Annotated in this window: 20 protein-coding genes and 3 tRNA genes; 15 read left to right on the top strand and 8 right to left on the bottom strand. The window is 47.4% G+C overall.

Going from position 1 to position 26,091, the window contains the following annotated elements:
- Window positions 1–13 precede the first annotated feature (13 nt).
- From MAQ5080_RS05940 to MAQ5080_RS05925, 4 genes are all read right to left on the bottom strand, one after another.
- Window positions 14–1,024, bottom strand: coding sequence for a tryptophan--tRNA ligase (locus MAQ5080_RS05940; RefSeq protein ID WP_067206884.1), 1,011 nt, complete (start codon window positions 1,022–1,024; stop codon window positions 14–16).
- A 99-nt stretch (window positions 1,025–1,123) separates the two neighbouring features.
- A complete protein-coding gene (locus MAQ5080_RS05935; RefSeq protein WP_231870794.1) occupies window positions 1,124–1,744 on the bottom strand; it encodes an alpha-ketoglutarate-dependent dioxygenase AlkB family protein in 621 nt (206 codons plus the stop codon).
- Entirely contained in the window at window positions 1,734–2,585 is an 852-nt protein-coding gene (locus MAQ5080_RS05930; protein WP_067206877.1) for a methylated-DNA--[protein]-cysteine S-methyltransferase, read from the bottom strand. The genes MAQ5080_RS05935 and MAQ5080_RS05930 overlap by 11 nt, the downstream gene beginning before the upstream one ends.
- Window positions 2,586–2,693: 108 nt before the next feature.
- A tRNA-Ala gene (locus MAQ5080_RS05925) sits at window positions 2,694–2,769 on the bottom strand.
- A gap of 259 nt (window positions 2,770–3,028) precedes the next feature.
- Here MAQ5080_RS05925 and MAQ5080_RS05920 point away from each other — a divergent pair.
- Window positions 3,029–4,258, top strand: coding sequence for an EAL and HDOD domain-containing protein (locus MAQ5080_RS05920; protein WP_067206873.1), 1,230 nt, complete (start codon window positions 3,029–3,031; stop codon window positions 4,256–4,258).
- A 60-nt stretch (window positions 4,259–4,318) separates the two neighbouring features.
- A tRNA-Leu gene (locus MAQ5080_RS05915) sits at window positions 4,319–4,404 on the top strand.
- Window positions 4,405–4,444: 40 nt separating this feature from the next.
- Here MAQ5080_RS05915 and MAQ5080_RS05910 read toward each other — a convergent pair.
- Window positions 4,445–5,743, bottom strand: a complete 1,299-nt coding sequence (locus MAQ5080_RS05910) for an inosine/guanosine kinase (RefSeq protein ID WP_067207026.1) — start codon at window positions 5,741–5,743, stop codon at window positions 4,445–4,447.
- 68 nt (window positions 5,744–5,811) lie between these two features.
- Between MAQ5080_RS05910 and MAQ5080_RS05905 the strand changes: the two genes are divergently transcribed.
- Window positions 5,812–6,564, top strand: coding sequence for a HesA/MoeB/ThiF family protein (locus MAQ5080_RS05905; RefSeq protein WP_067206870.1), 753 nt, complete (start codon window positions 5,812–5,814; stop codon window positions 6,562–6,564).
- A gap of 125 nt (window positions 6,565–6,689) precedes the next feature.
- Window positions 6,690–7,646 carry a thioredoxin-disulfide reductase gene (gene trxB / locus MAQ5080_RS05900; protein ID WP_067206866.1) on the top strand — a complete coding sequence of 319 codons (957 nt, stop codon included), beginning with the start codon at window positions 6,690–6,692 and terminating at the stop codon, window positions 7,644–7,646.
- A gap of 74 nt (window positions 7,647–7,720) precedes the next feature.
- Here trxB and ppa read toward each other — a convergent pair whose 3' ends face one another.
- The gene (gene ppa / locus MAQ5080_RS05895) at window positions 7,721–8,251 is read right to left on the bottom strand and encodes an inorganic diphosphatase (protein WP_055463314.1); all 531 of its coding nucleotides are present in this window, start codon (window positions 8,249–8,251) and stop codon (window positions 7,721–7,723) included.
- Between the two features lie 206 nt (window positions 8,252–8,457).
- Between ppa and ihfB the strand changes: the two genes are divergently transcribed.
- The 5 genes from ihfB (at window position 8,458) to MAQ5080_RS05870 (ending at window position 11,435) form a co-directional block, all read left to right on the top strand.
- A complete protein-coding gene (gene ihfB, locus MAQ5080_RS05890; protein ID WP_471779520.1) occupies window positions 8,458–8,763 on the top strand; it encodes an integration host factor subunit beta in 306 nt (101 codons plus the stop codon).
- Between the two features lie 66 nt (window positions 8,764–8,829).
- Window positions 8,830–9,150 (top strand): lipopolysaccharide assembly protein LapA domain-containing protein, encoded by a 321-nt coding sequence (locus MAQ5080_RS05885; protein ID WP_067206863.1) that lies wholly within the window; start codon window positions 8,830–8,832, stop codon window positions 9,148–9,150.
- 4 nt (window positions 9,151–9,154) lie between these two features.
- Window positions 9,155–10,327: a lipopolysaccharide assembly protein LapB gene (gene lapB / locus MAQ5080_RS05880; RefSeq protein WP_067206860.1), complete on the top strand. Its 1,173-nt coding sequence runs from the start codon at window positions 9,155–9,157 to the stop codon at window positions 10,325–10,327.
- A gap of 22 nt (window positions 10,328–10,349) precedes the next feature.
- Entirely contained in the window at window positions 10,350–11,057 is a 708-nt protein-coding gene (pyrF, locus tag MAQ5080_RS05875; RefSeq protein ID WP_067206857.1) for an orotidine-5'-phosphate decarboxylase, read from the top strand.
- Window positions 11,058–11,159: 102 nt separating this feature from the next.
- A complete protein-coding gene (locus tag MAQ5080_RS05870; RefSeq protein WP_067206853.1) occupies window positions 11,160–11,435 on the top strand; it encodes a ComEA family DNA-binding protein in 276 nt (91 codons plus the stop codon).
- A gap of 48 nt (window positions 11,436–11,483) precedes the next feature.
- Here the strand turns inward: MAQ5080_RS05870 and MAQ5080_RS05865 are convergent, their stop codons facing one another.
- Window positions 11,484–13,202, bottom strand: coding sequence for a SulP family inorganic anion transporter (locus tag MAQ5080_RS05865; RefSeq protein WP_067206850.1), 1,719 nt, complete (start codon window positions 13,200–13,202; stop codon window positions 11,484–11,486).
- 8 nt (window positions 13,203–13,210) lie between these two features.
- Window positions 13,211–14,080, bottom strand: a complete 870-nt coding sequence (locus MAQ5080_RS05860; protein WP_067206847.1) for an MBL fold metallo-hydrolase — start codon at window positions 14,078–14,080, stop codon at window positions 13,211–13,213.
- Window positions 14,081–14,284: 204 nt separating this feature from the next.
- Between MAQ5080_RS05860 and uvrB the strand changes: the two genes are divergently transcribed.
- From uvrB to MAQ5080_RS05830, 6 genes are all read left to right on the top strand, one after another.
- Window positions 14,285–16,318, top strand: a complete 2,034-nt coding sequence (uvrB, locus tag MAQ5080_RS05855; RefSeq protein WP_067206844.1) for an excinuclease ABC subunit UvrB — start codon at window positions 14,285–14,287, stop codon at window positions 16,316–16,318.
- 96 nt (window positions 16,319–16,414) lie between these two features.
- Window positions 16,415–16,491, top strand: a tRNA-Val gene (locus MAQ5080_RS05850).
- A 395-nt stretch (window positions 16,492–16,886) separates the two neighbouring features.
- Window positions 16,887–17,678 (top strand): substrate-binding periplasmic protein, encoded by a 792-nt coding sequence (locus MAQ5080_RS05845; protein WP_067206841.1) that lies wholly within the window; start codon window positions 16,887–16,889, stop codon window positions 17,676–17,678.
- The gene (locus tag MAQ5080_RS05840; protein ID WP_067206837.1) at window positions 17,675–24,067 is read left to right on the top strand and encodes a response regulator; all 6,393 of its coding nucleotides are present in this window, start codon (window positions 17,675–17,677) and stop codon (window positions 24,065–24,067) included. The genes MAQ5080_RS05845 and MAQ5080_RS05840 overlap by 4 nt, the downstream gene beginning before the upstream one ends.
- Before the next feature lie 25 nt (window positions 24,068–24,092).
- Window positions 24,093–24,479 (top strand): response regulator, encoded by a 387-nt coding sequence (locus MAQ5080_RS05835; RefSeq protein WP_067206834.1) that lies wholly within the window; start codon window positions 24,093–24,095, stop codon window positions 24,477–24,479.
- A 36-nt stretch (window positions 24,480–24,515) separates the two neighbouring features.
- Window positions 24,516–25,628 carry a response regulator gene (locus MAQ5080_RS05830; RefSeq protein WP_082861027.1) on the top strand — a complete coding sequence of 371 codons (1,113 nt, stop codon included), beginning with the start codon at window positions 24,516–24,518 and terminating at the stop codon, window positions 25,626–25,628.
- Window positions 25,629–26,091 lie beyond the last annotated feature (463 nt).

The raw sequence follows: 26,091 nt of genomic DNA, 5'->3' as shown, positions 1-26,091 counted from the left end.
GTTTCTCCAGAAGTTAGACGAAGTTAACCAAACCTACTGCGTTACGAAGGTCAGCGATTAGGGCTCGTGCTCGAGCACGGGCTTTATCAGCACCGGCCTGTAAAACTGCTTCGATTTCGGCAGGGTTCGCCATAAGCTCAAGGTATTTTTCTCTTGGCTCGGCTAGTTGACCATTGATCAGTTCAAAAAGTTCCTTCTTGGCTTCGCCCCAAGCAATACCATCAGCAAATTTCTGACGCATTTCTGCGGTTTGCTCCGCTGTGGCGAAGGCTTTGTAGATATCAAATACGGTTGAGCCGTTTGGATCTTTTGGCTCACCTGGCTCTAGCAGGTTCGTAACGATCTTATTGATGCCTTTTTTCAACTTTTTCTCAGTGTCAAAAAGTGGGATCGTGTTGTTGTAACTCTTACTCATCTTGCGGCCATCAAGACCTTTGAGAATCGCACTGTCGTCTTCTGCGACTACGGCTTCTGGCAACACAAAGTGGTGGCCAAACAGGTGATTAAAGCGCGCCGCAATATCACGGGCCATTTCAATGTGTTGGATTTGATCACGGCCCACCGGTACCTTGTTGGCATTGAAGGCTAAGATGTCTGCGGCCATCAACACTGGGTAGCAGAATAGCCCCATGGTGACGCCATAGTCAGGGTCTTGGCCATTGGCCACATTCTCATCGACACTGGCTTTGTAAGCGTGTGCGCGGTTCATTAAACCTTTGCCAGTGACACAGGTCAGTAGCCAGTTAAGTTCAGTGATCTCTGGGATATCCGATTGGCGGTAGAAAGTTGCTTTGTCAGTATCTAAGCCACAAGCAAGCCAAGTAGCGGCGATTTCAAGACGAGACTGTTTAACACGCTCTGGATCTTGGCATTTGATCAATGCGTGGTAGTCAGCCAAAAAGAAGAAAGACTCAGTGTCTTCACGGTGGCTAGCTTCGATAGCTGGGCGGATGGCACCGACATAGTTACCTAGGTGAGGTGTGCCTGAGGTCGTGATACCCGTTAAAACAATTTCTTTACCCATTTTCCCTTACTCAATCATATAAAAAGGTGTGTGTACCCTACCACAAAAAATGGGGCAGACGTAGCCAAAAGCCGCCGCAAATTTGCAGTAAATGTACTACTAGGCTGATACGGTGCGAATCTGGCGAAAAGTCAGATTGATTCTCGAGGTATGGACTTTTTTAGTGGTAGGAAGGGAGTGCAACCAGTGGCTTTGGGTGGCATCTTGCATGACCAATAAGCTGCCGTGTTCTAATAGGACAGAACGTGTTTCTTTGCTGTTTTTGTGTTTGAAGGAAAACTTGCGCTCAGCACCCAAGCTTAGCGAAGCAATGCTACCGTTTTCCTGCAGTTCTTTTTCTGCATCACTGTGCCACGCCATGCCTTCAGAGCCATCGTGATACAGGTTGAGTAAGCACGAATTGAAACTTGTCTGAGTATGCGACTCAACCAGCTGTTTCAATTCCAATAAAAGTGGTGTCCAAAGTCGAGCGGTCTTGGTGGTTTTCGAGTAGGTGTATTGAAAGGGCTGGTCTGCGTACCAAGCGACCTTGCGTTTGGTAACGATACGTTTGCCATAAATGACAGCTTCATCGTGTTGCCAAGCAATACAGTGCCACAGTTGCTCAAAGTAGTCGTCGGCTTGCTCATGAGTGAGGATGGCACCGTGATACCGTACTGAGCCGTCGTAAGGTAGCAACTCTAAGTTCTCCGTTTGTTCGGCAAATAAATCATTCATCATGGTTTCGTTCGCTTTCTAGTTGTGCCGCTTCCCAGCCAATGATGGCGTTTTTCCTCAGACTCCCCCAACGATAGTTACCCAGCTCGCCAGTATTTCGGATCACTCGATGGCAGGGAATAATATAGGCGATCGGGTTTTTAGCAATGGCACTGCCGACCGCGCGGGCCGCTGTCGGCTGATCGATGGCGTGAGCGATCTGTGCGTAATTCGAGAGTCCCCCGAGCGGGATGCTGAGTAAGCTTTGCCAGACTTTTATTTGGAAGGGCGTGCCAGCGAGATGCAATGAGATAGCGTAGGGGCCATCGTCGGATGCGCTAAAAATGCTCAGACCATCGTCATGGTGTGGGTGTGGTCGTTGGCTCAGGGTGGCATGATCGAAAAAGGTGTTGAGCTCCGCTAGCGCCTTTGTTTGATCATCGCAAAAGGCCATATGACAGATACCTAGGTCAGTGGCGGCGATCAGCACCGTGCCAAACGGTGTACTGTAAAACTGGTAATCGATGTGTAGGCCAGCGCCACCCGATTTGTATTGCCCAGGCGTCATGCCTTCAATCGAGACAAACAGGTCATGTAAACGGCCTGTGCTTGATAAGCCGACCTCCAAAGACGTTTGTTGCAGTGTTTTGTTACTTCCAAGCAGGGTTTTGGCGTGTTCAACACTTAGAAATTGCATGAACTTTTTAGGGGAGACGCCAGCCCAGTGTTGAAACATGCGCTGAAAGTGGAATGGGCTTAAATGCACAGATTGAGCAATCGCTTCTAAGGACGGTTGCTCGGTTTTGTGGGCGACGATAAATTCGATCGCTTGCTGAATGCGCTGATAATCTCGAGAGTCTGACATAGGCGGTACACATTACACGGCTTGAATACGCATCATGTTAGCGCAACTCAATCAAAGGTCGACCCGAAACTTGCGCAGTGTCTAGAAATGTCTTGGATGTTAGAGGATTGGTGGAGCCTAGCGGGATCGAACCGCTGACCTGTTCGCTGCCAGCGAACCGCTCTCCCAGCTGAGCTAAGGCCCCATAAATGGCTGAATAAAAGCCTAGGATGTAACAAGATTGAAGAAATTCGCTGGTACCCTTGAATTTCGAGCGCTATTTTATTGAGCGCCTATTCGCCTGTCAACGAACTTTTTATAGATGTGAACTTTTTTTCCATAATTTGTTTCTTCTTCAAAGAAGCACTGATATAAAAAGGCTTCTGTGAGCGTTAAGTAGGGATGCTGTAACGAAAGCATTAGCAATCACTGGCAGGTCGTCGGTGTTATCCTAGGGTAAAAAAATGGATTTAGAAAAATATACTAACTATGACGAATTGATGATGGCGCAACAGCCTATCTACGATCGTCATAAAAAACTGTTTGGCTATGAGCTTTTGTTTCGGGGAGAGCATGAAGACCGAGCAGTGGTCGACAATCCTGAAGTGGCGACCAGTCAAGTGCTGGTCAACTTATGCATTGGCATCAGTGAACTGGAAGTACAAACCAGGCGGCCCTTTTTTATCAATATGACCAGCGATCTGGTGTTGTCGGATGCCTTCTTCCCGATTTCCCCAGAAACGGTGTACATCGAAATTCTTGAAGATCAACCCATCACGCCCGCATTTGTCGAAGCGGTAAAAGGCTGGTTTGAGAAAGGCTTTCGTTTTGTCTTAGATGACTACCAGTTTAGCGCTGAATATGCGCCGCTTTTGCCATATGTATCCATGGTGAAGGTCGATGTGCTCAGCACCCCGCCGCATACTGTTTTAGGCGAAATTGAAGCGTTAAAACAACGTAAGATCCAACTGATCGCCGAGAAAGTTGAGAACCAAGAGATGTTTCAAGTGTGCTCGGAGTTAGGCTTTGAATATTACCAAGGCTACTTTTTGAGTCGTCCAGAAATCGTCAAAGGTAAGAGAATAGAAGCGGATGTGCAAAGTGCCTTGCGTTTGCTTAATACACTACAAAATGAAGCTGTCAGTATGACTGCTGTGGCACAGTTGGTGGGGCAAAGCCCAACGTTGTCCTATCAAATGCTGCGCTTGCTTAACAGTCCTGTGGTTGGGCTGACCAAGAATGTTGAGTCGATTAAAGAAGCGGTGGTCTACATCGGCTTAGAGCAACTAAAACGCTGGTCAATGTTAATCACGCTCAGCTCGCAAAAGTTAAATGACCCTGAAGTATTGAAAATGCTGCTGATTCGAGCGCGTTGCTGTGAACTGCTGGCAGCGCAATCAAAATCCATTTCCACTGATCAAGCTTTTACCGTGGGGATGATTTCCGGCATGGACCGTATTTTACAGATCTCAAAGCAAGAGCTGCTCAGTCAAGTGGCGCTTAATCGTGAACTACAAAGTGCGATTTTGGAGTTTGAAGGGCCCTTGGGGCGTATTTTATTCAGTGCCACCAGTATTGAAGAGGAACGCTGGGATCGAATTGCTCAATTACCGACCAAAGTACGTGGCTATTTAAACGCGGCTTTCTTTGATGCCTTGCAATGGGCCAATAAAATTACCGTCGCATTAAAATAATTTTAACTAAACCATTGACAGTAAAGTTAAAAACACTAAAATGTGCCTCACAATTTCAAAGCCAGTGTGGTGGAATTGGTAGACACGATGGATTCAAAATCCATTGCCTATAAAGCGTGCCGGTTCGAGTCCGGCCACTGGTACCATATAAAGAAGCCGACTTATCTAAGTCGGCTTTTTTTATTTCTATCTTGCCCAATAGGCTTGTTCTAAGCTGTCTTCTTTCTCGGGTAACCCTTTCGATAATCTTGGCGAATGCTGGCTTAAAATCTCATAGCTGACACGGTTGGCGTATTTACAGATTTGTGCAAACGACGAATACGCTAAATGCTGGGTCGTATGCTTACTGCTGTGGGGGACTTGTTGTTGATGGTAGTGGTTAGCCGCTATATCGTGGAGTAACGCCGAGAGTGCCCCATCACCTGCGCCATTGGTATTATGAATCTGTGCTGGGCCGCCCAGATAGGGATCAATGTGTGAGTACACCTTGATCGGAGTGTCGCAATCTGATGGTCGCTGTGGTCGAGAGAACTCCCATTGGTTAAAGTCGCTAATGGCTTGGGATTTAAGCGCATGTGTGGTGCCCCGCTTGGATTGATCGTCCGTATAGCCACATAAGTACAGTCCCTCTGCCCCCGCTGTCAGTAGCACCATATCACACCATTGCAATGCTTTTTCGGCGGCTAATAGTGTTTGCGCTTCGCCAGTGAGGGCCTCAGCCTCTTGCTCGTTCATCGCCACCACGGAAGCGTATTGTTCGATAATGGATTGAATCTCATCGCGATATTCTTCAACCAGGTGCTGTGTCCCTAGGGTGATAATGACGGGGACTTGATGCTGTTTAGCCAGTGCTAAGCACTTCATTAAAGTGTCTTTGATCGGCTTGCCTGCGTGGCGTAATGGGTAAGCGCAGGTAACAAAGGCTGCGGCGTTAGCAATAACGTCTTCGTTAACACTTTCTGGTGCAATATCGTCCATGGCATTGGGGGCGATGGCAAAGGTGCGTTCGCCGTCTGCGGTGATCAGAGTGATGCCACGGCCAATGTCGCCTGCGACACCTTGTAGGTGATGCATATCGACCTTGCTACTGGTAGCACAAAGATAATGATATTCAGGAGAGTTGAGGGCGATGTGCTGTGACATCACGCCGAGCAAGACGGACTTATCATCCGCTAACACCGAATAGTTATGCAGTGTGTTGCCAATCGTGCCGCCGGCGAAGTGATCCGAGATGCGTTGCTCGATAACCAGTTCTTGATAGATGGCGCTGGCTTGCTCTGGGGTGACTAGGTTTGAGAGGCCTTTTCGGATACCATGTCGCGCCAGAAATTCCTCATCAACCGTCGCAATGACATCCACAATGGTTTCATCTAAGCCGACAATATAGGTGTCTTGGTTGGGTTGAACTTCCGATTTGGGTAAGCTGCTGTTGCTTTGAGTAACAGGGAAATAATGCTTTATCTTTCTGCGGCCGGGAAATTTCATCTTTTTATTCCAGTAAAACAATGCGTACATATTAGCAAAACACTGACCGAACAGGCAGGAATAGCTCCATGAATGAACAATCGCTACTGCGCTACAGTCGCCAGTTGCTTCTCACCAACTTTGATATTGACGGCCAGATGAATCTCTCTGGTAAGCAGGCGGTCGTGATCGGCGCGGGTGGCCTTGGCAATATTGCGGCCACTTATTTGGTCGGTGCTGGGGTTGGCTCGCTCACTTTGATCGATGACGATGAGATTGAATTGAGCAATTTGCCGCGCCAAGTGCTTTACACCGAGCAAGATGTACAAAAGCCTAAGGTGCTAGCGGCACTAGAGCAACTGCAAGCGCGTAATGCAGAGGTTCAAATTCGCACCCATCAGCTGCGCCTAAACGAAGACAATATCGATCAATGCTTGGCGGCATGCGATGTGATCTTGGATTGCTGTGATAACTTTGCCACGCGTCAGATGGTGCACCGTTGGGCGCAGACCCACAAGGTTCCACTGGTCAGTGGCGCTGCCATTCGCTGGGAAGGGCAGTTGGTGGTGTTTCGCTATGATGAGCAGTGCTCGCCTTGCTATGAGTGTTTGTACCCAGACTTGTCAGATCAGCAGCTAAGCTGCAATAGCAATGGCATTATTGGGCCTGTGGTGGGCACGATCGGCGTGCAACAGGCGCTTTCGGCGATCAAATTACTGAGCGGTAAAGGCACAGTGAAACACGGTGTGTTGCAGTTGTTTGATGGTCTAAGTGGGGACTGGCGCAGTATGCGTCTGTCGCAAGACCCTGAGTGCCCTTGTTGTGGCGCGCAAAATTCATAGAATACCTCTATTTTCGTAATTAATTTTCTTCGGTGTCTATTTGTTAACGGTTTCTTTATCCTATGCCCACATAACGAAGCCGTGTTACACCTCGGCTAGGATATCTAATTTAAGGAGCATTCCAAATGAGCGATGTTAAGCACGCTAAATTAATGATCTTGGGCTCAGGCCCTGCAGGCTACACTGCAGCGGTATATGCCGCACGTGCCAACCTAAATCCAGTGATGGTTACTGGTATGCAAATGGGTGGTCAGCTGACAACGACGACTGAAGTCGATAACTGGCCAGGTGATGTGGAAGGTCTGCAAGGTCCAGATTTGATGGAGCGTATGCGTCAGCACGCTGAGCGTTTTGAAACAGAAATCGTATTCGACCACATTAATAAAGTCGATCTACAAAACCGTCCGTTCCGCCTAGAAGGTGACAGCGGCGTGTACACTTGTGATGCATTGATCATTGCCACGGGTGCCAGCGCTCAATACCTAGGTATGGAAAGTGAACAAAAATTCATGGGTCAAGGTGTATCCGCTTGTGCAACCTGTGACGGTTTCTTCTACCGTAACCAAGATGTGGCGGTGATCGGTGGTGGTAACACGGCCGTGGAAGAAGCGCTTTACCTAGCGAACATCGCTAAGTCTGTGACTGTGATTCACCGTCGTGACAAGTTCCGCTCTGAGAAAATTCTTGCTGACAAGTTGCTGGATAAAGCTGAGAACGGCAATGTTAAAATCGAGTGGCACAGCGAACTAGACGAAGTACTTGGTGATGACGCGGGTGTTACCGGTGTTCGTATCAAGAACAACCAAACTGGCGAAACCAAAGAACTAGCTGTGGCAGGTCTATTCGTAGCGATCGGTCACAAGCCAAATACAGACATCTTTGCTGGCCAGCTAGACATGAAAGACGGCTACCTAACGGTTCAGTCTGGTACACAAGGTAATGCGACTCAAACAAGTGTTGAAGGTGTGTTCGCAGCAGGTGACGTAAGTGATCACATTTACCGTCAAGCGATCACATCTGCGGGCACTGGCTGTATGGCTGCCCTAGACGCAGAGCGTTTCCTAGATGGTCTAGAAGGCTAATCTAGCCTTGTTCTAGAGCATGAAAAAAGCCGATCCAATGGATCGGCTTTTTTGTGTTCAGAGTAATTCAAAGATTACTGAGCGTTGTAAGCTTCTACGCCTTCAACTAGGGCTTTGCGAGCTTCTTCAGCGTTCGCCCAGCCTTCCACTTTCACCCATTTACCTTTTTCAAGCTTCTTGTAGTTTTCGAAGAAGTGCTCGATTTGGTCGCGTAGCAATTGTGGAATGTCGTTCACGTCTTGGATGTGACCGTATTCTTTGCTTAGTTTCTCGTGTGGTACCGCTACAAGCTTAGCGTCCATACCTGCTTCGTCAGACATGTTTAGTACGCCAACTGGACGGCAACGAATCACAGAACCAGGAACCACTGGGTAAGGAGTGATAACCAAAACGTCAACTGGGTCGCCGTCGTCTGCAAGAGTGTTGTTTACGTAACCGTAGTTTGCTGGGTAGAACATAGGCGCCGTCATGAAACGGTCTACTACTAGAGCGTCCATGTCTTTGTCTACTTCGTACTTAACTGGGTTTGCCTCAGCAGGGATTTCGATGATTACGTTGATATCGTTTGGCACATCGCGGCCAGCAGGAATGTCTTTGAAGCTCATTGTTTTATATCCACTTGTGTTAAGTAATGGCGGCAATTATAGAAGTTAGACCCGTAGGATGCTAGTCATCGCAAAGTGTTCACAGAAATAATCGTTATCGAAAGCCGAAAAAAGCGGGATTTTTCCGCTAAATCAACGTTAAGTTATTGCTTTCTTTCTAAATTTAGCTAGTCTAAGGGTGTGATCAAAATATAGTCGAGAGGACACTGATGACAAAATCTGAGCTGATAGAAATGCTAATTGACCAGCAGCCTCATCTACCAGTAAAAGATGTTGAGTTGGCGGTTAAGGCAATGCTTGAGCATATGTCCGAGGCGTTGGCGAACGGCGAGCGTATTGAAATTCGTGGTTTTGGTAGCTTCTCTCTCCATTATCGAGCTCCGCGCGTGGGCCGTAACCCGAAAACGGGTGAATCAGTCGAGCTGGGATCTAAGTACGTTCCACACTTCAAGCCTGGTAAAGAATTGCGTGAATTGGTCAACTCTGTCGCAGATACGAAAGAGTTGAGCTAATTTTCTATCGAATTTTTCACTGCTCAACGGCATAATAAGCCGAATAACGCAGGATATGGGTGTTTTATGCTTAAGTGGCTGAAGCGAGTGGTGCTAGTAGTAGCCCTAGCTTTTTTCTTATTTATCGGTCTTTTCTTCGCAATCCGTAACGGTCAAGTCATTAGCTTGGATCTTGTGCTGTGGCAATCGCCAGAGCTGAGTGTAGCCTTGTATATGATCATTGCCTTTGCCGTGGGTATCGTTTTAGCGCTTGCTTCTTCTAGTGCTTTGCTGTTCCGTTTGGAGCGCAATGTACGTAAGAAATCTAAGCAGCTGGTTAGCCTGCAATCTGAAATCGACAATCTACGCAAAGCGTCCCTATCTTCAGAATTGTCGGAGCGGGAGTAGTCCCTTGACCGAGTGGGGCTTATTTGTTGTTCTCTTTGTCGCTTTATTCATCGGCTGGATGTTAGGGCGGCGCCGCGACAAAGAAACCCAAAAACAAGAGTTAAAAAAAGTCCCGAATGATTACTTTCGGGGCTTAAACCACCTTCTCAATGGCCAACAATCGGAAGCCATTGACGCCTTTGTTGATTCCCTAGAAGTCAATTCTGACACCTTTGATATCCACCTGACTTTGGGCAATCTGTTCCGCAAAAAAGGTGAGATTCAAAAAGCCATCAATATTCATCAAAGCCTGCTGGCACGCCCAGATATTTCCCCTCGAGATACCCGCTTGGTGCAGCTGGAATTGGCCAGTGACTTTATGTCGGCAGGTTTATTGGATCGCGCCGAACGACTGCTGCTTAATATCGCCGCTCGCAAAACCGAATTTCAAAAAGAAATCTATACTCTGCTGGTGGATTTGTACGAGTTTGAGCAGAGTTGGGATAAGGCCATCCGTATTGCCCATCAATTGCAATTAGACTTTCCTAGTCGCAGGCAAGCCCAGCGTTTGGCACACTTTTACTGCGAGGTAGCAGAAGAAGCCATTGCCAAAGAACAGTGGACCCAAGCATTCCAGAAATACAAAGCCGCCATTGAGGTGGATATCGACTGTGTCCGTGCCAGCATTGGCCTAGCCGATATCTACATCAGCCAAAAGCGTTACCGAGATGCGATCAAAGAACTCAAAAACGTTTCCGATCAAGACCACGAGTTTCTGCCCATTGTTATCCCTAAACTGCGCGAGTGTTTTTTGCAGGTATGGGGTGGCGGTGGCTACATTAAGTTCTTGCAAGAGCAGTTGAAAAAGCACCCATCGGCCACTTTAATTCGTGCTTTGACAGAACATTACGCTCAGGATGACAAAGAGTTCGCAGAACAGTTTATAATAGAGCAATTACGTGCCCACCCAACCATTAAGGGGTTCCAAGAGCTGATTGATATGCAGCGCGCTGACTCCGAGGGGCACGACCAAGAAAACCTAAGTGTTTTGTACGAACTTATCGAGCAATTAACCTCTTCTAAACCGAAGCATCGCTGTCGACAGTGTGGCTTTTCGGGACACCAACTGCACTGGCAATGTCCAAGTTGCAAGAGTTGGGGGACTGTTAAGCCAATTCATGGCTTAGAAGGGGAGTAGACTTTATATCAGAGGAATTTTCATGACTTGCCAATCTCCAATCGTTGTAGCATTAGACTATCCGACAATCGAACAAGCTACGGCGATGGCAAAACGCTTAGATCCAGCATTGTGTCGCGTAAAAGTCGGTAAAGAGCTGTTTACCAAAGCAGGTCCAGCGATCTTGGAAGAACTTCACAAGCTAGACTTTGATGTTTTTCTAGATCTTAAATTCCACGATATTCCAAACACTGTCGCGAACGCGGTATCCGTCGCTGCAAAAGAAGGCGTTTGGATGGTGAACGTACACGCTAGTGGTGGTCGTCGAATGATGGAAGCCTCTGCCAATGCGCTGGCACAAATTCATGATCACAATACGTTGTTGATTGCGGTAACTGTATTAACCAGTATGGATGAAACGGATTTATCTGAAATTGGTATCGACCTATCGCCACGTGATCACGTTATGCGTCTAGCGAAATTGGCGCAATCGTCTGGCATGGACGGTGTGGTGTGTTCGGCGCAAGAATCACAAATGTTGTCAGAGACCTTGGGCAAGGATTTTGTCTTGGTGACACCAGGGATTCGCCCTGCAGGGGCTGATCAAGGCGATCAGAAACGCATCATGACGCCGAGTGAGGCAATGCAAGCGGGCAGCCATTACTTGGTGATGGGTCGTCCCATTACACAAGCAGCGGATCCGATTGCAGTCTTAACCCAAGTCAATAATGAGTTAGGTGTGGCAGGTTAAAGCTTGTACAGTTGATTTGTTGTGCTACTCTAAAAACCGATCCCTCCAGATCGGTTTTTTATTTTTGGCATGAAGCCATTATTCAGCATAAGGAGTATGCAAATGAAGCTTTCAATTAAGCGCCTATTGGCGTTATCTCTGTGTGTTTTTCCTATGGCGACCTTTGCGGCTGAGCCGCTAGATTTGAATAGCGCCACCGCTGACCAATTAGCCCTCGCGCTCAATGGGGTAGGAGAGAGTAAAGCGGACGCCATTATTGCCTATCGTGATCAAAATGGTCCGTTTGTCACGGTGGATGACTTGACCAAGGTGAAAGGCATTGGTCCTGCATTACTGGATAAGAATCGCATGATTCTGCAGATCAAAACGCCAGAGTAATCTAGACCCTCATTAATGGAAGTTGACAAAAGAAGGGTGATCTTAGGATCACCCTTCTTTCTGGCAGAGCTCTTCAAACGCTTGGTTCTGAGTCAGATAAATATTGCCACTGAGATGGGAAATCAAACTAGAGCCTTTTAAGCGGTCCATCACCGGCCCTTTTACCTCTGATAAATGCAAACGAATACCGGTGGAGTGCAAACGTTCGCAAATCATTTCAAGACTTTCTAAGGCGCTGGCATCGACCATATTCACCGCCGTACACATTAACACCACCTCTTTGACGTCTTTATTGTTAGCGATTAGCTGGGTGATTCTGTCTTCCAGGACACGAGCGTTGGCAAAGAATAAGCTTTCATCAATGCGTACGGTTAACACTTCTTTGTTGGTTTCTACTTGGAAGCGCTCCACATTGCGAAAGTGTTCGGTACCTGCAACGCGACCGACCACCGCAATATGAGGGTGGCTGGCATGCCATAGGAACAGCAGCAAAGATAAGCTTACGCCCGTGATGATGCCGGCTTCTACACCCACTAATAGCACCACTAAAAAGGTGGCAATCAAGGCACTGGCGTCTTGTTTTGAATAGCGCCACACTTCAACAAAGCCTTTTAAGTCGATCAGTTGCACGACGGCGACGATGATGGTGGCTGCTAACACCGCTTTGGGTAAGTAATAAAATGCCCCCGTTAAAAAGCTCAGGGTTAATAAGATTAAAATAGCGGTAAACACACCGGTCATGGGGGTTTGGGCACCGGCATCAAAGCTCACCACTGAGCGTGAAAATCCACCAGTGACTGGGAAGCCACCACTGAAAGCCGAGCTCAGGTTAGCGGCCCCTAGGCCAACGAGCTCTTGGTTTGGGTCAATGCTTTGACGACGTTTAGCAGCAAAGGATTGGGCCACGGAAACCGATTCCACAAAACCAACAATGCTGATCAAAATGGCCGCAGGCAGTAACTCCACAGCCAAGTGGAAATCCATGTTTGGCAAAGCCAAAGGCGGAAAGCCGCTGGGGACATCGCCGACGACGTTAACACCAGCTTGGTCCAGTTGCAGTAGAGCAACGACCAGAGTTGCCATCACCACGACTAAAACAGGGCCGGCTTTAGAGGCCAGTTGCGCGTGCTGATTGGACAGTCCAAACGTTATTAAGATGGCTTTGAAATATTTGCGTAGTAGCTGCAGCGCAATAATAGCGCCGACACCAATCACAACGGTGGTTATGTTGGTGCTAGACAAGTTGTGCCACATGGTTTCCAGCATTTCGACTAGGTTGTGTCCCGAAGCCTTGATGCCAAGAATATGCTTTACCTGACCTAATGCAATTAAAATGGCTGAAGCGCTGATAAAGCCAGAAATCACCGGATGGCTTAATAAGTTGGCCAAAAAACCTAACTTAAATAAGCCAAGCAATAACAAAAACAAGCCAGAAATAGCGGCTAGCAGAATCACCACCGTGAGATATTCCGCTGTGTTAGGGGCGGCAAACTGCAGTGCTGCCGTCCCTGTCATCATCGATACCACCGCAACCGGTCCCACGGCCAACGTTCTACTTGAACCAAATAGAGCGTAAGCCACCAACGGCAGAATACTGGCATACAAACCTACCGCTGGCGGAAGGCCGGCGAGCATAGCATAGGCCAAGCTTTGCGGGATCAACATGATGGTGACAATAAGACTGGCCATCATATCGGTTTGCATGTCGCTGCGAGTATAGTCTTTCAACCAGACGCTGGCAGGCAAATAGCGGTGTAATCGATTCATGGTGCGCCTTATACCAAGTTAATCGGGGTTTTAAGGTAGCGGGTACCATTTTCTTCTGCAGGTGGAAGATCCCCCGCGCGCATATTGACTTGAACCGATGGCCAAATCAGGCGCGGCATCGCCAAGGTGGCATCTTTGCTGGTACGCATCTGGCAAAAGTCGTCTTCACTGATGCCTTGATGAATATGCACGTTGTTGGCTTGTTGTTCGGCGACGGTGGTTTGCCATACGTATTCTTCACGCCCTGGGGCCTTATAGTCATGGCACATAAATAGACGAGTAGCTTCAGGTAAGGCAAAAATCTTCTGGATTGAACGGTAAAGCGTTGCTGCGTCACCGCCAGGGAAATCACAGCGTGCGGTGCCGTAATCGGGCATAAACAAGGTGTCGCCAACAAAGGTTGCATCACCGATAACATAGGTTACACAAGCAGGGGTATGACCAGGGGTGTGTAATACCTCAACACGTTGTTCACCAAAGGCTAGCGTATCACCTTCGTGCACTAGGTGATCAAACTGAGAGCCATCTCGTGCAAATTGTGGTTCAGCGTTTAGTAGCTTGGCAAACGTATTTTGCACTGTGGTGATGTTGTCTCCAATCACGATTTTGCCGCCAAGGGCGCTTTTTAGATAGGGCGCGGCCGATAAGTGATCAGCGTGCACATGGGTCTCTAAGATCCATTCAACGGTCAATGATTCATTCTTCACGTAGTCAATGATGTCGTCAGCTGAAGCGGTAGAGGTGTTGCCAGAGGCATGATCGTAATCTAAAACAGAGTCGATAATGACACAGGCTTTAGTCGCCTTATCGCTGACGACATAGGAGACCGTAAAAGTGGCTTCATCAAAAAATGCTTGGACAAGTGGTTGGCTAGACATGCTGTTACCTCTTTAAAGGTTATAAGGATATTCCTTTATGGTATATAAATCGTTTTATATTAGCAATATTGAAGATAGAGCGATTTGGACTAGCTGTTTGGGCTTTTATATTGTTTCTTTCTAATGTCATCTTCTAGTTAAGACGTATGTCAGTAAATTTGGTAGTCTTGGGGTCGTTCGGAATAAATAGGATAGGGCGTAAAAGTGTCGCAAGAGTTTCAAGTTGTTTCGCAATATCAACCGGCTGGTGATCAACCAGGGGCTATCAAGAAACTGGTGCAAGGGGTGGATGCAGGCTTAGCGCATCAAACGCTTCTGGGGGTAACTGGATCGGGTAAAACTTTTACCGTTGCCAATGTGATTGCTGAGGTGAAGCGGCCAACCATTATTATGGCGCACAACAAAACCTTGGCGGCACAGCTGTATGGTGAGTTCAAAGAGTTCTTTCCAAACAACGCCGTTGAATACTTTGTATCCTACTATGACTATTACCAACCGGAAGCCTATGTTGCTGCATCGGATACTTTCATAGAGAAAGACGCCTCGGTGAATGAGCACATTGAGCAGATGCGCTTGTCGGCGACTAAGGCTTTGCTTGAACGGGAAGACGTTATCATTGTCGCGACCGTGTCGGCGATCTACGGCCTAGGTGATCCACAGTCCTATTTGAAAATGATGTTGCACCTTGATCGCGGTGATCGTATTGATCAACGCTCGGTATTGCGTCGTTTAGCAGAGTTACAATACACCCGTAACGATATGGTGTTTGAGCGTGGTAATTTCCGCGTCCGCGGTGATGTGATCGATATCTTTCCTGCGGATTCCGAGGATGAAGCGATTCGTATCGAGCTGTTTGATGATGAAGTGGATAACCTAGCGGTGTTTGATCCGTTGACTAACCGTACTATCCGCAAAGTACCTCGTATTACCATTTATCCGAAGACCCACTATGTCACGCCCCGTGAAACCATTCTAGAAGCAATTGAAAAGATCAAAAAAGAGTTGGATGTTCGCCTTGAGCAATTGAAGTCGTTAAACAAGTTGGTGGAGATGCAGCGTTTAGAGCAGCGCACTAACTATGACTTAGAAATGATGCAGGAGCTGGGCTATTGTTCGGGCGTTGAGAACTACTCGCGCTATTTATCAGGGCGTCCTGAAGGTGCGCCACCACCAACGCTGTTTGATTACCTTCCCGATAATGCGTTGTTAGTGATTGATGAATCTCACGTCACCGTGCCGCAAATTGGTGCCATGTACAAAGGTGACCGTTCCCGTAAAGAAAACCTAGTGGAATATGGCTTCCGTTTACCTTCGGCGTTAGATAACCGCCCCATGCGTTTTGAAGAATGGGAGCAGATTAAACCGCAAACCATCTTTGTCTCGGCGACACCTGGCAAGTATGAAGAAGAACACCAAGACTGGGTGGTGGAACAGATTGTCCGTCCGACAGGTCTGATTGATCCTGAGCTTGAAGTACGTCCAGTAGCGACTCAGGTCGATGACTTGTTATCAGAAATCAATCTGCGCTTGCCAAAAGGGGAGCGTGTGCTAGTGACGACGCTAACCAAGCGCATGGCAGAAGATTTAACCGATTACTTGCATGAGCATGGTATTCGTGTGCGTTACTTGCACTCCGACATCGATACGGTGGAGCGTGTGGAAATCATCCGTGATTTGCGTCTTGGGGAGTTTGATGTACTGGTGGGGATCAACCTGTTGCGAGAAGGTTTGGATATTCCGGAAGTCAGCTTGGTGGCGATATTGGATGCCGATAAAGAAGGCTTCCTACGCTCGGATCGTTCATTGATTCAGACCATTGGTCGTGCCGCCCGTAACGTCAACGGTAAGGCGATTTTGTACGCCGATAAGATTACTGGCTCCATGCAGCGCGCGATGGATGAAACCATTCGTCGTCGCGCCAAGCAAGAAGCCTTTAACGAAGAGCATGGCATTGTGCCGCAAGGGATTAACAAATCGGTCGAGGACATTCTTGAAGGGGCGTACAACCCTGGTGCCGGTGGTCGCAACAAGGGCAAGCAAACCCGAAAAGTGGCTGAGAAGGTGAAAGATTATCAAATTGAAAACATGGACGATGTGGCCGAAGTGCGTAAAGCCATGGTGCAGCTGCAGAAGGAAATGGCCATTGCAGCAGAGAACCTTCAGTTTGAATTAGCCGCTGGCTATCGTGATCAAATACGTACCTTACAGAAGAAATTAAAAGATGTAGGTGAGGCTTGATGAATCGAAAATTCATTAAGTAAAAACAAACACTTAAAATTTTTCTTAAAGTGCTTGAACTGGTTTAATCACTGCGTATAATAATCAGCACTTTCTAGGTCTATAGCTCAGTTGGTTAGAGCGCTACCTTGACATGGTAGAGGTCAGCAGTTCGAATCTGCTTAGACCTACCAGAATTTAAAGTGTGGTTTTAAATCAAAAATCATACAACAGAAGCCGAGCCACAAGCTCGGCTTTTCTGTTTCTAGCGCAGCTGTTTTATGCCTTAAAACAGTGCTCTGTGTCCTCCTTGTGATCTTCCAATAACCCTCTACATTGCCATGACAATGTCAGAGTCCAGCCCTCTTTATGTCTCGTGTTCAAAAAGTGCAGAGCTTTTATCTCATTAATATAAATGACTTAATCAGTCGCTTATTATTTGAAATAACGATGGATGTACTATAGTTCAATAGATAGATCGTAATGCAATGTTGAACAAATCAAAGCTGCTTGGGTCGAGGTGGAAGGCTTTTTTATGTGCTAAAACCTTGAAATGGCTCGCAAGCGCAATGCTAAGGGATATGGCCGAATGGAACGACTACGACGACTTATCGTACTGTCAGTGCTGTTGATGCTCGCTGGAACCAGTCTCGCCAGTGAGAATAAAGTGCTAAGAGTTGGGCTAGCGGAAGACTTTGCCCCTTTCTACTATCAAGATCAGCAAGGCCTTTTTCATGGCGCGTCCTACGAAATACTTTTGGCGGTGACTGAAAAGCTTGGTTACCAGTTGAAGGTACGCCGCTATCCCAGCATGCAATTGTTGTTAGCAGAAATGAGACAGGGCAAGGTCGATATTAACCCAAACCTTAGCAACACACCTCAGCGAGCAGAAGTCGCGCTCTTCACTCAAACTCCCCATATCTTCGAAACACAGGACATCATTACCCGCGCCGACCACTCAATCAACTTTTCAGGGCATATGCTGCAATTAGCACCTTACCGAATCGGTGTTAATTTCGGCTGGACCTACGGTAAAGCCTTTGATTCTGCGGATTATCTTAATAAAGCCTACAAAGCAGACTCGGTGGCTCAGTTAAAAGGGTTGTTAGCGGGGGAGTACGATGTAGCGATCAATAACCGTCAGTTTTTTATGGAGACGGCCGCCAAATTAAAAGCCAGTCAGGCGTTTGAAGTAGTGGCTACCCCCGTATATCGCTTACCAGTCACCATTGCCATCGCTAAGTCCTATAACAACGCCAGCGTCCTAAGAGATCAATTGGAGGTTGAGATCGTTAAGTTCAAAGTAACGGACGAATATAAAGACATCTTGACCCGTTATGGCTTTCAATCACAGCTTGCAGAAGAGGGAGAGGCTTTATGATGATTGCCTTAATCCGGTTGGTACGCGGTGGGTTGTTGGTTTTGTTAATGCTTTCTTGCGGCCTTGGCAGAGTGGCTTGGGCGCTAGAGGAGCGCAATTCAACCGATGAGCTTTTGCAACTGTTAGAGCTAACACAAGAATTAACGCTTCAAGATGAGATTTTAACCAGTTCAATTACCACTTACAGCTACTCAGGCGATCAACAATGGCTGTCTCGATATCAAGAGGCAGCACAGATGTTCGATGACACCTTGTTTGCTATTAAAGAAAATTATCAGGGAGGTGATCGTCTTATTTCACTGATTCATGGAGCCAATGAATCATTGTTGGCGATCGAAGAACGAGTTCGAGTTGAAGTGGGGCGAAGAGATCTTAGTACCGCGATCGCGCTTCTGCAATCGACAGACTATTTGGAAAATAAAAGCCAGTTAATAGAGGCGATAGACAGTCTTAGCAACCTTATTGATGAAGAACTATCTGGTGTGATTGAAAACTCTGAACAGAGTAGCTTAATGACGCTGGATAGGGTTGTGACAAGTGGTATCGGTTTGACCGAGGCTGAGCAAGCTTGGATTGCTGCAAACCCTACTGTGCTAGTGGGTAAAGAAGTAGATTGGCCACCCTTTAATTTCATTAATCAAGCAGGCGATCACGTTGGTATTACCATTGATATTTTAGAGTTAATCGCTAAGAAAACTGGACTACGCTTCCGTTTTTCAGAGCCCGCAGCATACGCGCAGCTCCATGAGCAACTCAAAAGTGGGGACATCGATGTGATCGGCGCGGCGTATTTTTCGGAGGATAGAAGTGAGTATGCTCTTCATACGCCTAGCTACATTTTATTGAGAGAGTTTGTTTTTACTCGTTCTGGTTCCGATATAGCTACCATGTCGGACTTAAAAGGACGAAGTCTAGCCATCCCATCAGGCTATTCGACGATCGGCATCATCCAAGAAACGATGCCAGAAGTTAATATTGTGGAAACTTCTTCCATTATTGAAGCCATCGAGCAAGTGCTGGCAGGGCAAGTGGATGCCACCATCGACTCGCAAAGTGTGGTTGAGTACTACTTACGAGAAAATGCCTTATCTGGCCTTCGTTCCTTCCCCAGTGAACTCGGGAGCAGCCCCCTTAGAATGCTAGTAAATGGTGATAGGCCAATGCTGCATAAAATTCTGACCAAGGCGATTGTCTCCATTACTCGTGATGAACGGGTCTCTATTTTATCGAATTGGCTCAAGCCCGAGCAGAGCGGAGCCCGGGGACAGTCAACTTCCCGTGCCAACTTAAGCAACGAACAGCTCATGTGGCTTAATAATCATCCGGTTATCAGCTTTGGTGCCGATAATGATTGGCGCCCCTTCGAGTTCCTTGATGAAAATGGCCATCACAAAGGTATGATTGCGGATTACCTAAAGCTGCTCGGTGCTCAGCTTGGAGTCGAGTTCCAGCTGAAGTCTGAAGAAAATTGGTCCGCGATGATTGCTCAAGCAAAGTCGGGTGAAATCGATATTTTGCCAGGGCTGACACCGACGCCTAGTCGAGAAGATGACTTTCTCTTTACCGACTCTTACCTATCGCTGCCAACTGTCATCATTACGCGCAAAGAAACGCCTAAAGCGACTTCGATCGAGGATATCCAAGACTTTAAATTTGGTGCCATTACAGGGTATGCCAGTTCTCAATGGCTTAAAGAAAATTACCCAGAGTTAGAGATTATTCCAGTGGCCAATCTTACTGAAGGGCTGGAACAAGTAGCCAATGGAACATTGGATGCCATGTTGGCAAATCAGTTTAGTGCCCTCGATCGCGTTGCGGCATTAGGGCTGACAAACTTAAAAAACAACTTTAGAACCGAATTTAGTTACGATCTCGCCATCGGGGTTCGAAAGGATTGGCCCGAATTAGTTGAGATTTTTAACCGTGCTTTTCAAGCCATTACTCCTGCGCAACGAGATCGTATTCGCTCCAAATGGATCAGTGTTGGCTTGGATGTTGAAACAGAGCAGGTTGTTGAGGCTTCTACAGTCGGTATCCCGATTATCCGCGTGATTTTGATTACCGTAGGTTTAGCTGCGATATTTTTATTGGCCGCCTGGTGGCTGAGTCGTAAAGGTGGTGATGCGTTATTGCTTTATCAGTCGGGGCGCTTTCGTGCTCTAGGCATGCTAGGTCTCTGTGTCATTCTTGTGCTGATTTGGGCTCTTAGTTGGAGTGCACTGACAAGAGAGGAAGCCATAGCAAGAGAGCGTGCGGGACAATCTTTGCAGACTGTACTCCATGCCACCCATGAATCGTTGCGTTTCTGGGTACAAAGTAGATTACAGCTAGTCACAGTCATTGCTAATGAAGCCGGCCTCAATACTATGTTTGCTGAGGCGCGACGGCAAGCGGAGTGGACGGCCAATAATGAAGGGCTGGAATCCTTAATGCAGCGCTCTAATGTTAGCGGCGAAGATTGGCAATATTATATGGTGCTGTCAGATGGTACCCCTGTGTTTGATAATACCCCATCTTTGGAGCACATCTTAAGTGAGGTCAAGAGCCGTGTGTTTGCAGGTGAATCGCTGTTTATCCCCCCTGTTAAACGCTCTGCCACAGAAGCCGCTGAGGTATTTATTGCGGCCCCTGTGGTGGATTATTCCGGCAATGTGATTGCGGCGATTATTGCGGCCATTGATGCTGACAGCGTGCTCAATGCCATACTCAGGAAGGGGCGTATTGGTGACACGGGTGAAACCTACATGTTTGACGGTGCTGGGGTATTGTTGACTCAGTCTCGTTTCATAAGAGAACTGGAGCAATTACTTCCGCAAACTGAGCCCGGTTATATTCAATTAACGTCCCCGGCCTCTTTTCAGCCAGAGCGGCCTGAAGCCTTGGCAAGCCTTATTCAACCTGTGGCCAATGCAATCGAAGGTGATAGTGGCTTAAATACCAACGGCGCTTTGGGGTATTTAGAGACACGAGTCATCAGTTCATGGACTTGGGATCCAGTATTAGGTGTCGGCTTAGCAACAGAAATTTCCGAGGCGGAGGCCTTGCGTGGATTCTATATTTCTCGAGCGACATTGTACTTAGTGTTAGGGGCAGCTTTACTGCTGTCGTTAAGCCTGATGGCCATCAATACTTGGATTGGTGCCCGTGCGACAAGGTCATTGATTCGCGCCCGAGACGATTTAGAGATCAAAGTGGCAGAGCGGACAACAGAGTTAAGCCAGAGCAAAGATCAGTTTATGAATTTGCTAGAGTCGGCACCGGATCCGATGGTGATCACTGATAAAGACGGTCGAATCACCATCTTGAACCGTCGGGCACAGCAACTGTTTGGCTATGAGAAAGAAGAAATTCTCGGCCAACATGTCGAAATGTTAATGCCTGAATCCGCTCGCAAGCGTCATGTGCGGCACCGATACAACTATATGACCAAACCCAAGGTGCTCTCAATGGGGGAGGAAGTGGAGCTCACAGCCTTGTCCAAAGCTGGCAAACACATTCCGGTTGAGGTCAGTCTTAGTCCAATAGAAACCTCGAATGGCTTACTGGTGGCGACTTCTCTGCGTGACATTACACAGCGCAAGGAGTCGGAGCGGGCGCTGGCTGAGTCCAGAAAGTTGCTGCAATCGGTGTTGGATAATTCGCCAGCTCTCACCTATATGAAAGATATCGAGGGACGCTACATTTTGGTCAACAAAGTGTGGGAGTCGGTGGTAAATCTTAAATTTGATTCGGCGATCGGCAAAACGGACTTTGAAATCTTGCCAAAGGAGGTCGCAGAAGAGTTTGCCTTAAACGACCGACAAGTGGCGGAAACGGGAGAAACGTTAAGGTTTGAAGAAACCATTAAGTTTGCAGATGGCTCTGATCATATCTTCGTCTCGTTCAAGTTTCCGGTTTACGATACCGATGGCAAGCTATATGCCATCGGTGGTATTTCCACAGACATTTCTGAACTGGTAGAAGCGCGTGAAGAAGCGTTCGAGGCAAATAAAGCCAAGGGTGAATTCTTGGCCAATATGTCCCATGAGATTCGTACCCCTATGAATGCCGTCATCGGCATGAGTTATCTCGCTCTGCAGACGGAGCTAACGCCTCGGCAAGAAGACTACCTCAACAAAATACATTCGGCGGCTAATGCCTTGCTGGGGATTATCAATGACATCTTAGATTTCTCGAAAATAGAGGCGGGTAAGTTGGAGTTGGAAAATATATCTTTCAACTTAGATGAAACGCTGAGCAACCTTACCAATATGATGTTGGTGAAAGCGCAAGAGAAAGATTTGCAGTTGCTGCTGTCGGTGGAGTCCGATGTGCCTAAGGGCTTGATCGGCGATCCGCTGCGGATTGGTCAGATTCTGATTAACTTGGTCAACAATGCCGTGAAGTTTACCGAGACTGGCGAAATTGTGCTGAATATCTCTGTCGACGACCTCAAAGATGACCATGTGAAACTGCTCATCAGTGTCGCGGATACAGGCATTGGGATGACGCCAGAACAGTGCGCGGGTTTGTTCCAGTCTTTCAGTCAGGCTGACGCTTCAACCACGCGAAAATATGGCGGTACAGGTCTAGGTCTCAGCATTTGTAAGAATCTTACTCAGATGATGAATGGTGATATTTGGGTGGAGAGTGTATCTGGCCAAGGCAGTACCTTCTTCTTTACCGTTGAACTTGGGCTGGATGCAAACGCTGAACAGTTGGAAATCTTGCCGGACCCGGATTTACGCGGCTTGCCGGTATTAATTGTTGATGACAGTGCAGTGGCGCGACAAATACTGGAGCAGACTGCTGAGTCTTTAACTTTTGAGCCCATGCTAGTGGCTTCAGGAGCGGAAGCGCTGGAATTGATCGCGAAGAACGATCAAGCCGGTTGCCCATTTAGTATTGTATTCGTTGACTGGAAAATGCCAGGAATGGATGGGCTAGAATTCAACAAACGGCTCAGAAGCATGACGGAATTAGCATCGCCGCCAAAAGTGGTCGTGGTCACCTCTTACGACACCAATGAAGTGCTACGTCGTGTGGGCGATACGGTATCAAGTGTGCTGAGTAAGCCTGTTACGGCATCGGCGCTTTTGGATGCATCGATGTATGCCCTAGGGCGTGACGCACAACCTAACTCATCGTTTGCTAAAGCCAGCGACGAGACGATTGCCTCGTCTGTGTCTGGTGCCAACATTTTGTTAGTGGAAGACAATGAGATCAATCAGCAAGTGGCGACCGAGCTACTTGAGCGCGCGGGCATGCGGGTGGACATTGCCAGCGATGGCGAATTAGCGTTAAACCGTATTAAAGAAAAGCCCTATGACATTGTTCTAATGGACCTTCAGATGCCTGTTATGGATGGCTTTGAGGCGACTAGGGCAATTCGTAATGATTCCCACTATAAGGATTTACCTATTGTCGCCATGACAGCGAACGCTATGTCAGGCGATAAAGAGCGCTGTTTAGAAGCAGGGATGCAAGATCATATAGCTAAGCCCATCGACCCCGTTGAGCTTTATAAAGCCTTAGTTAAATGGATCACCCCCCGAGAAGGGCTAGGTGAGGCGCAGCGAGCGGCTCCATTGGCGCAACAAGATGGCATGGACTATGCACTACCTAATTTAGAGGAGCTGAACATCGAGGCAGGCCTGATGAGGCTAGGTGGCAATCGTAAGCTCTATCGGGAGTTGATACAGCGCTTTATTAAAGATCAAGCCGAGTCTGCAGAAGAGATTGACGCCGCTATTGCTGCAGGGGATCTTGCTTTGGCCGAACGATTGGCGCACACCGTCAAAGGGGTTGCTGGCAACCTTGGCGCAGAGGGGATTCAGTCCATTGCCAAGCGGCTTGAAACCGCCATCGCAGAGCAACAGCTTGACTCCGTTGCACCCGTTTTAAGCGATTTCTCACAGCAAATGGCGACCTTGATTGCGGGGCTGCTGGAGTTTGAGTCTGAGCACGAATTAGTCGCTTCGTCCGCGCCTTCATCATCAGCGTCTCAACAGCAGTGTGTGACTGTCCTCACGCAGTTAAGGCGCTACTTAGAGCAAGATGATGGGGATGCGGAAGACTGCTTTATTGAAAACCGGAAAATGATCAATGCAGTGGTTGCTACAGACCTTGTCACTCAGCTTGCTGAGAAAATCGAAAATTTTGATTATGAGGGGGCTTTAGCAGTGCTATCAAAAATCGAGTCTGAATTGCCTGTGTCAGACATTCATGCGGGCATTCAGGAGCTGCTGGCACTGCTAGACAACGATGATGGCGATGCCTTAGATAAGTTTGCAGGGCTGAGTGATGAATTGGCCTTACAAATGGACGCTGAGGTATTTGAGGCACTGCGCAATGCCATTGATGATTTTGAGTTTGGGCGTGCCGCAGAGATTTTGCGGTCGGCAAGCTGAAATGTGCCAGTAAAGGAGAGTTGAGATGAGTGATGGCGATCAAAAAACGATCCTGCTATTAGACGATTCCCCTGCGAATATCAAAGTGCTGAATTCGGCTTTAAAAGACCACTACCGAACTAAAATTGCGACGAACGGTATCAAAGCGCTCGAAATAGCCAGTCGAGATCCACAGCCGGATTTGATCTTGTTAGACATTATGATGCCGGAAATGAACGGTTTTGAAGTGTGTTCACGCTTGAAAGAAAGGCCTGAGACAAACGCTATCCCAGTGATTTTTTTGACTGGCAAAACATCTGATGAGGACAGGGAGAAAGGGTTGTCTCTTGGCGCAGTTGGTTTTCTGGATAAGCCAATTAATGTGAGCCTGGTCGTCGAATGTTTACAGGAACAGCTCGGCACAAAAACCTAAACTAAGCTTAGGTTAGTAACAGTGATGGAGTACGAAATGAGTGATAAAAAAACAGTATTGATTGTTGATGACACTCCGGCGAATGTGTCACTCCTGTATAGCGTTCTCAAGGACAGTTACAAAACGAAGATTGCGACCAATGGTGATAAAGCGCTGCAGCTGGCATTTGCTGATAATGCCCCAGACCTTATACTGCTCGATATTATGATGCCTGGTATGGATGGCTATGAAGTGTGTGAGCGTTTAAAAGCCGATCCGCGCACAAAAGACATTCCTGTGGTGTTTTTAACCGCTAAGGTGGCAGTGGAGGATGAAACACGTGGCTTAGCTATGGGAGCCGTTGATTACATTACCAAACCCATTAGTCCGCCTATTGTGCTGGAGCGTGTTAAAAATCATCTAATCTTGAAAGAGGCCCGCGATTTATTGCAACGGCAAAATGAGGTGCTCGAAGAAAAGGTGCTGGATCGGACCAAGAAGCTGGACGAGTTACAAGATGTGGTGATGGAAGCCATGGGCGCATTAGCCGAGTCCCGTGACCCAGAAACGGGGAATCATATACGACGCACGCAACTCTACGTAAAACTACTGGCCGAAAAGCTTCGCGAAAAAGACGCTTTCAAAGACTATCTTACTCCCGAACGTATTACGTTACTTTATAAAGCAGCCCCCTTGCATGATATTGGTAAAGTGGGGGTGCCGGATGCCATTTTGCTTAAGCCTGGAAAGTTGACGCCGGAAGAGTTTGAGCGCATGAAGTTGCATACGGTCTATGGCCGAGAAGCCATCGAAGCGGCTGAGAAAAAATTATCAGAGCCTAATGAGCTGCTTACCTTAGCGAAAGAAATTGCCTACTCGCACCAAGAGAAATGGGATGGCTCCGGTTACCCAGATGCTCTGTCGCGGGAAGATATTCCTATTTCGGCTCGCTTAATGGCCATTGCCGATGTTTACGATGCCTTGATTAGTCGACGGGTGTATAAACCGCCATTCACACATGAAAAAGCCATATCCATCATGGTCGAGGGGAAGGGCAGTCATTTTGACCCAGTGATGCTGGAGGCTTTCTTGGAAATTTCGAACGAGTTTTATCGCGTAGCAGAGCGTTATCAAGATTCTGAAGATGATGTGCAAAGTGCTCATCAATAATGACTCAAAAAATGTAAAACTGACCATCCAAATTATGAGTACGCTTTGCTCGTATTTAAAGGCGAAGTGGACAGTGTTTGAGCAGGTTTGCTGGCATAGAAATATGGATCTATAACAAAATTTTATAATTTCTGGATAAGTTGATCTGCATCAACTCTTTAAGGGCGCAAATATTTTTCGTCGCTATCTAAACCGCGGCGACGATATTACACTAGCCTTATTCTCTAAAACGCGGCTTCGAAAGTGTTTTTATGTATACTTTGGATTGCCACAGAGTAGTTTTTTGTAGCGCTAGGCTTGTGTTTTATAGAAAACTGATCCAAATTAATTACTTAGCAAATGTAATGTTTCGTTAGCCAAGGATGCACTGAAACAACTTTGCCTTATAATCGCTCTATGAGTGCATTAACGAATGCCGTCGGCGCGAGTTGCAAGATGCACTAGGCGCTGTTAAAAGGTTACT

Source organism: Marinomonas aquimarina (genome assembly GCF_900089755.1).
Classification (GTDB): Bacteria; Pseudomonadota; Gammaproteobacteria; order Pseudomonadales; family Marinomonadaceae; genus Marinomonas; species Marinomonas aquimarina.
This window is presented reverse-complemented; position numbering and strand designations above follow the sequence as displayed.